This window comes from Dietzia sp. SLG310A2-38A2 (assembly GCF_014145095.1).
Classification (GTDB): domain Bacteria; phylum Actinomycetota; class Actinomycetes; order Mycobacteriales; family Mycobacteriaceae; genus Dietzia.
Map to the genome: position 1 here is coordinate 1 of NZ_JAALDX010000109.1, position 7,332 is coordinate 7,332.

The window sequence follows — 7,332 nt, forward strand, 5'->3', positions numbered from 1 at the left end:
CGCTCGCACCCCGTGGGCCCACAGGTGGTCGCGGAGACCCTCGACCCCGCCGAAGCCGCCGATCCGGACCTGCCCCACCGGAAGCCGGGGCCGCGCCACCCGCCCCGCCAGGGACGAGCAGAACTCGTGACCCGCGTCCTGCAGCAGAACCGCCAGCTCGCGGGCCTCGGCGGTCCCGCCCAGGACGAGGATCATCGCTCCGCCCCAGGCGGCAGGGACGGCATCTCCGGCGCGCCCTCGCGGGACAGGTCCAGCAGGGCGTCCAGATCGAGGTGCTCCTCCGCCAGATCCCCCAGCAGGTCCAGTCGCCGTTCGCGTGCGGCCGCGAAGTCCACCCCGGAGGGTTCGCGCGTGCGACCCACGCGGGCCGCCACCTCGGCGAGGTAGGCCTGACGGAACCCGTCGGACTCCAGGCTCCCGTGCCACATGGTGCCCGCCACTCCGTCTCGGCGGGCCCCGCCGAGGAACTCCTGGTCGGCCCCCAGCGCGATCCGTCCGTGGTGGATCTCGTACCCGGTCGCCGGCTGACCGAGCGCCTCCCCGGTGGGCAGCCGCAGTACCTTCTCCGGGCCGAACTCCGTCTCCACGTCCAACAGCCCGAGCCCGTCGACCTCCGCACCCTCGGGCCCCTCCACCCCCTCCGGGTCCCGGACGAGGCGCCCGAGCATCTGGAAGCCACCGCAGATCCCGAACACCGACCCCCCGGCGTGGGCGTGGTCGATCACCGCGCGGTCCAGACCGCGGGAGCGGAGCCAGGCCAGGTCGTCGATCGTCGCGCGCGTGCCGGGCAGGACCACCAGGTCCGCGCCCCGGACTGTCCGGGGGTCGGTGACGAACTCCACGTCGACGTCCGGCTCCAGCCCCAGGGCGTCGACATCGGTGAAGTTGCTGATCCGGGGCAACCGGATCACGGCGACCCGCAACGCCCGTCCGGCGTCGGCGCGGCGACCGCCGATATCCAGCGCGTCCTCGGAGTCCAGCCACACGTCGGGGCTCCAGGGCAGAACGCCGTGGACCCGCCGGCCGGTGAGCTCCTCGAGGTGGTCCAGCCCCGGTCCGAGGAGCGACGGGTCGCCGCGGAACTTGTTGACGACGAAGCCCGCGACGAGCCGCTGGTCGGCAGCGTCCAGGAGCGCCACCGTGCCGTACATCGCGGCAAAGACCCCGCCGCGGTCGATGTCACCCACCACGATCACCGGCATGTCGGCGTGACGAGCCAGCCCCATGTTGACGTAGTCACCGGCACGGAGGTTGATCTCGGCGGGACTCCCCGCGCCCTCGCACAGCACCAGGTCGACACGGTCGGCCAGGTCGTCGTACGCAGCGTGGGCGGCGGTCGCGAGGTGCGCGCGACCGTCGACGAAGTCCCGGGACGAGACCGTCCCGGCGGGGCGGCCCATCACCACCACGTGGCTACGCCGGTCGCCGCCCGGCTTGAGCAGCACCGGGTTCATCGCCACCTCGGGCTCGGCGCGTGCCGCGAGGGCCTGGATCCACTGCGCGCGACCGATCTCCCCGAACCCCGCCGGCCCCGGGACGACCATCGAGTTGTTGGACATGTTCTGCGCCTTGAACGGCGCGACCCTGATGCCCCGCCGGGCGAACGCCCGGCACAGCGCCGTCACCACCACGCTCTTGCCGGCATCTGACGTGGTGCCGGCGACGAGGAGGGAGGCTGCCATGGGGATCGATCCTAGCCGCGCCCTCCCCACCCCCGCCGAGGTCCTCCGCCGAGGGGGCGACGGTCCGCGACGTCCCGGATGACCCCACGTTCCTGCTGGTGACGAGCCCGCCAAATGCCCAGCTCAGTACGTATTTGAAGTCACCACCGACAAATGCGCTCGAGAGGTTCGCAATATGGCACGCTCGGCGTCGTGCAGTTGTCCAGGTTCTCCGATCTCGCGCTCCGCGCCCTCATGCGTCTCGCCGTGGCCGACGGGCGCGGGGACCGGATGACCGCCGGGGGCATCGCGGAGTCGGTGAACGCCTCGACCAGCCACGTGGCCAAGATCGTGTCCCGGCTCGTGGAGCTCGGCCTCGTCGAGTCCCGGCGCGGTCGGGGTGGCGGGCTCGCGATCACCGAGGCCGGCCGTCAGGCGTCCGTCGGGCAGCTGCTGCGTGAGCTCGAGGGACCCGGCGAGGTCGTGCAGTGCGAGGGCCCCGCGCCCTGCCCCCTGGCCGGCAACTGCAGTCTCCGCCGAGCCCTGGCAGAGGCCCGCGAGGCGTTCTTCGCCGCCCTCGATCCACTCACGGTCGCGGGCATCGTCCACACCCCGACCCGGCAGGTCCTGCTCAGCCTGGGACCCGCCCCCTGATCGGTCCCGACCGCCGATCCACGCCCCATCCCAGCCCGGCCCCTCAGGTGCCCGGGCGACCCCGTCACGCCCACCACCCCAGAAGGAGATCCGCATGACCACGTCGCTCACCTCGCTCGAGACGATCCTCGCCCACCCGCGGGAGCTCTCGGCGCACAACGTCCAGATCATCCGCGACACGCTCCCGGTCATCGGGGCACACATCGACGAGATCACCCCGGTGTTCTACCGCACGATGTTCGGCAACCACCCCGAACTGCTCCGTGACACCTTCAACCGCGGCAACCAGAAGCTGGGCGCCCAGCAGCGCGCGCTCGCCGCCTCCATCGCCACCTTCGCGACGCTGCTGGTGGACGGGAAGAGCCCGGTCGACATGCTCGCCCGGATCGGCCACAAGCACGCGAGCCTCGGTATCACCGCCGACCAGTACCAAGTGGTCCACGACAATCTTTTCGCCGCAATCGTGGAGGTGCTGGGCGAGGCGATCACCCCGGAGATCGCGGCCGCGTGGGACGAGGTGTACTGGATCATGGCCGGGGTCCTGGTGGACTTCGAGAACGCCCTCTACGCCGAGGCCCGGGTCGAACCGGGCGACGTGTTCCGGACAGCCACCGTCCTGGGCCGGGAGGACGTCACCGACTCCGTCACCGTGCTAATCCTCGGCGGGACCGACGGGGACGACCTCCCCGACTTCCGACCCGGCCAGTACACCTCCGTCGGTGTGGTGCTGCCCGACGGCGCGCGCCAGCTGCGTCAGTACTCCCTGTCGACGGCGCCGGGTGACGGCACGTGGCGGATCGGCGTCCGCCGGGTCGACGCGGACTCCAGTGGCGAGAGCTCGTGCCCCGCCGGTGAGGTCTCCGGGTGGCTGCACGCCAACGCCCGGGTCGGCACCACCCTCCAGGTCACCCTGCCGTTCGGTGACCTCGTCCTGGACGCAGCGGGGACCGGGGCGGGTCGGGACGCGGCGCCGGTCGTCCTGTGCTCGGCCGGGATCGGCATCACCCCGATGCTCGGCATGATCGCGCACCTGTCCGCGACGGACGATCCCCGGCGGGTCCTGATCCTGCACGCCGACCGCTCGCCCGACCAGCACGTTCTGGCCGAGGAGGTGGCCGGTGAGTCCTCGCTGCTCGCCGACGCCGAGGTGCACACCTGGTACGAGCAGGGCGCGGACACCGTCGCCGGACCCGGCGCGGTCCACCACGGGGTGATGGACCTGTCCTCCGTCGAGCTCCCGGCGGGCGCGCACGTCTTCCTCTGCGGGTCCACCGGCTTCCTCCAGGCAGTGCGCCCGGAATTCATCCGGGCAGGGGTGCCCGAGCAGCGGATCCACGCGGAGCTCTTCGCCCCCAACGACTGGCTAATCTAGTCCGCGCTCCGGGCGACACCCGGCTCACTCCGGCAGCGCGTCCAATCCGGCACCCTCGAGAGCCCGGCGTCCACGATCGGAGGTCACCAGATCGCGGAACTGGTCGGCCGCGACCCGCTCCGCCTCGCCACCGGGGCCGCTCTCCCCGCCGGGTACGCGGGCCAGGACGTACCGGGTCGTGCCCGCTGACTGCATCAGGTCCCGTTCGCGACCCTCGGGACTGACGGGCGCCACCCACCCGTTCGAGCTCGCCACGTCGGTGCGGTAGACGAGCCCCACGTCCATCTCGTTGTCCGCGAGCCGGGCACTGAGAGCCCGGGACCCGGATTCCCACGTGACGTTCGTGGGCCTCACCTGCGAGGCGGCGAGTAGCTTCTCGGTCGCCCTGCCACACGGGGTGTCCGGAGCACACAGGCCCACCCGCAGGTCCGGGCGGGCCAGGTCACCCATCCCGCGCACGCCGTGGGGGTTCCCGGAGGGGACCGCCACCACCACGTGGTTCCGGGCGAAGACCTGCGGTTCCACGGCCGCTCCCTGCGTCACGGCCAGCTCCATCACCTCCTCGCTCGCGGAAGCGAAGATGTTGAGATCCGTTCGGCCGGGCAACCCCTCGGCGATCTCGTCCGACCGTCCCAACTCGAGATGGACCCGGACCCCGGGAGTCTCCTCCTCGAAGATCGCGATGATGTCGACGAACGCCTCGGACAGCGACGGCGCGGCCGCGACCCCGAGCGAGATGGCCGCGGTGGCCTCCGGCTCTTCAGTCGCACACGCGAACCCCGAGCACACCAGGGCGACGCCCACCATCGCGATCCCCGGACGCCGTCCCACCGGTCACCCTCCGGCGAAGGGGGGCAGGACGTCGATCACGGGGACCCCGTCGATCGACGCGTCGGGATCGCGCGTGGTCTCCTCGCCGATGAGGAACGACGAGACCGTGACGATGCTGGCCAGCGGCTCACCGTGCCTCTCGCAGAGCTCACGGGCCAGTTCACCGATCGTGGTCGCGTCCGTGTGGAGGCGCTCACGGGCGGTGCCGGCCGCGTCCTCGGCCGCCGCGTAGTACCCCACGGTGATCATTCTGGATGTCCTGCTCACGGTGTCGACTCTAACCCCTGCACCCGACGCGGCACCGTCCAACTGGATGACATGTCATCCACCTATGGCACCCATCGACCTGCGCGGCCGGTGGAACGCCGTCCCACCGATGCCGTGGCCGGCCTGCTTACCCCACATCGCCCCGCGCCAGACCTGGGCGATCTCCGCGTCCTGCGCCCCGGAGCGCAGCACACCCAACACGTCGGTCTCGTCGTCGCTGAACAAGCAGGATCTCACGGTTCCCTCGGCGGTCAACCGCGTCCGGTCACAGGCCGCGCAGAAGTTCCGGGTGACGGTGGCGATCACCCCGACGTGGGCCGGGGACCCCGCCACAGAGCGTCCGGCCACCTCCCACAGTTCGGCCGGCGCTGACGGGTCCTCGCGACCGGCGGGGACCAGGTCGAAGCGCGCGCCCAACACCTCGAGCAGCTCCTGCGCCGTGACCATCTCGACCCTGGACCAGGTGTTGTCGGCGTCGAGCGGCATCTCCTCGATGAACCGCAGCTGCACACCCTCCTCCAGAGCCCATTCCAGCAGGTCGGGAGCCCCTGGCAGGGTCGCCCGCATGGGCACCGCGTTGACCTTGACCGGGTCGAGTCCCGCCTCGACCGCGGCGCGCACCCCGCGCAGGACCGACGGCAGGCGGTCGCGGCGGGTGAGTTCGGCGAACTCGAGGCGATTGACCGTGTCCAGGGAGATGTTGATCCGGTCGAGCCCGGCCTCGACCAGCGCGCGCACCCGGTGCTCGAGGCCCACCCCGTTGCTGGTCAGGGCGATCGGCAGGTCCGGGCATGCCGCCCGGGTCCCGGCGATGATCCGCTCGAGGTCCTGCCGCATCAGCGGTTCGCCGCCGGTGAAGCGCACCTCGCGGACCCCGAGGTCGTGATGCGCCAGCGTGACCAACCGGATCACCTCGTCCGTGGTCATCCGAGCGGCGTCCGGAATGGCCGGCAGGCCCTCCTCCGGCATGCAGTACGTGCAGCGCAGGGAGCACTTCTCCGTGAGCGACACGCGCAGGTCGCGGCCGGTGCGACCGAAGGTGTCGATGAGCAACGGGGTGGCCGGCCGCGCGCCGTCGGGGCGCGGCCGAGGGCTCGGGGTGTCGGTCGTGGTCACGCGCACCTCCGATCTGCCGGGCTTCCGGGTCGAGTGTAGGCGCGTGGCCGTCACCCTGCCGCCTACCGCTCCGGCACCTCCACCTCCGGGTTGGGCCCGAGCAGGGTGAGTTCGTGGATCTCGTCGCGCTCGGCCTGTGCCCTCAACTGCGGCGCGATCACCCGGGCGAGGTGGTAGCCCAGCACCACCACGAGCGTGCCCAGCGCGATCCCGCCGAGCTGGAAGTCGTCCGTCACGGTCAGGGTCGTGTCGCCCACGGCGATCACCACTCCCGCCGCCACCGGGACCAGGTTGAGCGGGTTGCCGAAGTCGACCCGGTTCTCCTTCCAGATCTTGGCGCCGAGCAGCCCGATCATCCCGTAGAGCACCACGGTGATCCCGCCCAGCACGCCGCCGGGCGTCGCCGAGATGACGGCGCCCAGCTTGGGCGAACAGCCCAGGAGGATCGCGGTCAGCGCGGCCACCACGTACGCGGCGGTGGAGTAGACCTTGGTCGCGGCCATCACTCCGATGTTCTCGGCGTACGTCGTCGTCGCCGACCCGCCGAACGAGGTGGCCAGGACGGTGCCCGCGCCGTCCGCGGCCAGGGCGCGGCCCATCAGGCCGTCGGTCTCGGTCCGCGTGATCTCGCCGATCGCCTTGACGTGCCCCGCGTTCTCGGCGATCAACGCGATGATCCCGGGCACGATCAGCAGCACGAACGCCAGCGAGAAGTCTGGTGCGTGGATGCCCACCACGCCCGCGGCCTCGTCGGTCATGGGCGGCAACCCGAGCCACGGCGCGTCCCCGACGCCCGACCAGTCCACCCGCAGGTGCTCGGTCACCTCCCCGGCGGTGGCGCTGAACGACGTGATGGGACCGGTCACCAGGTCCAGGACCCACGACAGCACGTAGCCGAAGATCAGCGCGAGGAAGATCGCGATCCGGCCGGCGAACCCTCGGAGGCCCACCGTCATGAGGACCAGCGCGATCATCACCGTCAGCGCCACCCACTGGTCCTGCGGCCAGTAGGTCTCGGCCACCACGGGGGCCAGGTTGAAGCCCAGCAGCATCACCACGGCGCCGGTGACGACCGGGGGCAGCACGGCGGTGACCACGCGCCCGCCCACCACGTGCACGATGATGCCGACGACGGCGAGGGTCGCACCGGCCACCAGCATCGCGCCGGTGACCTCGGCGCTCGTGCCGCCCTGCGCGCGGATCGCCGCGACCGCCCCGACGAACGCCACCGAGGTGCCCAGATAGCTGGGGACCTGCCCCTTGACGATCGCCAGGAACAGCAGCGTGCACACGCCGGAGAAGAGGATCGCGAGCTGCGGGTTGAGCCCCATGATGATGGGGAAGACGAACGTCGCGCCGAACATCGAGACCACGTGCTGGGCGCCGATGCCGATCGTCCGGGGCCAGCTCAGGCGCTCCATGGGGGCCACG

Annotated in this window: 8 protein-coding genes; 2 read left to right on the forward strand and 6 right to left on the reverse strand. The window is 71.7% G+C overall.

What is annotated here, in order from left to right:
- Both G6027_RS04175 and G6027_RS04180 read right to left on the reverse strand, forming a co-directional pair.
- On the reverse strand, nt 1-195 hold a 195-nt coding region (locus G6027_RS04175; protein WP_182635665.1), incomplete at its 3' end, for a precorrin-6A/cobalt-precorrin-6A reductase.
- Nucleotides 192-1,682 carry a cobyric acid synthase gene (locus G6027_RS04180; protein WP_182635667.1) on the reverse strand — a complete coding sequence of 497 codons (1,491 nt, stop codon included), beginning with the start codon at nt 1,680-1,682 and terminating at the stop codon, nt 192-194. The genes G6027_RS04180 and G6027_RS04175, both read right to left, overlap by 4 nt.
- Before the next feature lie 192 nt (nt 1,683-1,874).
- On the opposite strand from G6027_RS04180, the gene G6027_RS04185 reads away from it, so the two are divergent.
- Together G6027_RS04185 and G6027_RS04190 are read left to right on the forward strand one after the other, a co-directional pair.
- A complete protein-coding gene (locus G6027_RS04185) occupies nt 1,875-2,315 on the forward strand; it encodes an Rrf2 family transcriptional regulator (protein ID WP_182635669.1) in 441 nt (146 codons plus the stop codon).
- Nucleotides 2,316-2,409: 94 nt separating this feature from the next.
- The gene (locus G6027_RS04190; protein ID WP_182635671.1) at nt 2,410-3,687 is read left to right on the forward strand and encodes a globin domain-containing protein; all 1,278 of its coding nucleotides are present in this window, start codon (nt 2,410-2,412) and stop codon (nt 3,685-3,687) included.
- 24 nt (nt 3,688-3,711) lie between these two features.
- On the opposite strand, the gene G6027_RS04195 is transcribed toward G6027_RS04190, so the two are convergent.
- The 4 genes from G6027_RS04195 to G6027_RS04210 form a co-directional block, all read right to left on the reverse strand.
- Nucleotides 3,712-4,518 carry a substrate-binding domain-containing protein gene (locus G6027_RS04195; protein ID WP_182635673.1) on the reverse strand — a complete coding sequence of 269 codons (807 nt, stop codon included), beginning with the start codon at nt 4,516-4,518 and terminating at the stop codon, nt 3,712-3,714.
- A gap of 3 nt (nt 4,519-4,521) precedes the next feature.
- On the reverse strand, nt 4,522-4,785 hold the full coding sequence (locus tag G6027_RS04200; RefSeq protein WP_346995624.1) for a hypothetical protein: 264 nt from the start codon (nt 4,783-4,785) through the stop codon (nt 4,522-4,524).
- A 54-nt stretch (nt 4,786-4,839) separates the two neighbouring features.
- A complete protein-coding gene (gene moaA / locus G6027_RS04205; RefSeq protein ID WP_182635675.1) occupies nt 4,840-5,901 on the reverse strand; it encodes a GTP 3',8-cyclase MoaA in 1,062 nt (353 codons plus the stop codon).
- 62 nt (nt 5,902-5,963) lie between these two features.
- Nucleotides 5,964-7,331 carry a solute carrier family 23 protein gene (locus G6027_RS04210; protein ID WP_346995625.1) on the reverse strand — a complete coding sequence of 456 codons (1,368 nt, stop codon included), beginning with the start codon at nt 7,329-7,331 and terminating at the stop codon, nt 5,964-5,966.
- Nucleotide 7,332 lies beyond the last annotated feature (1 nt).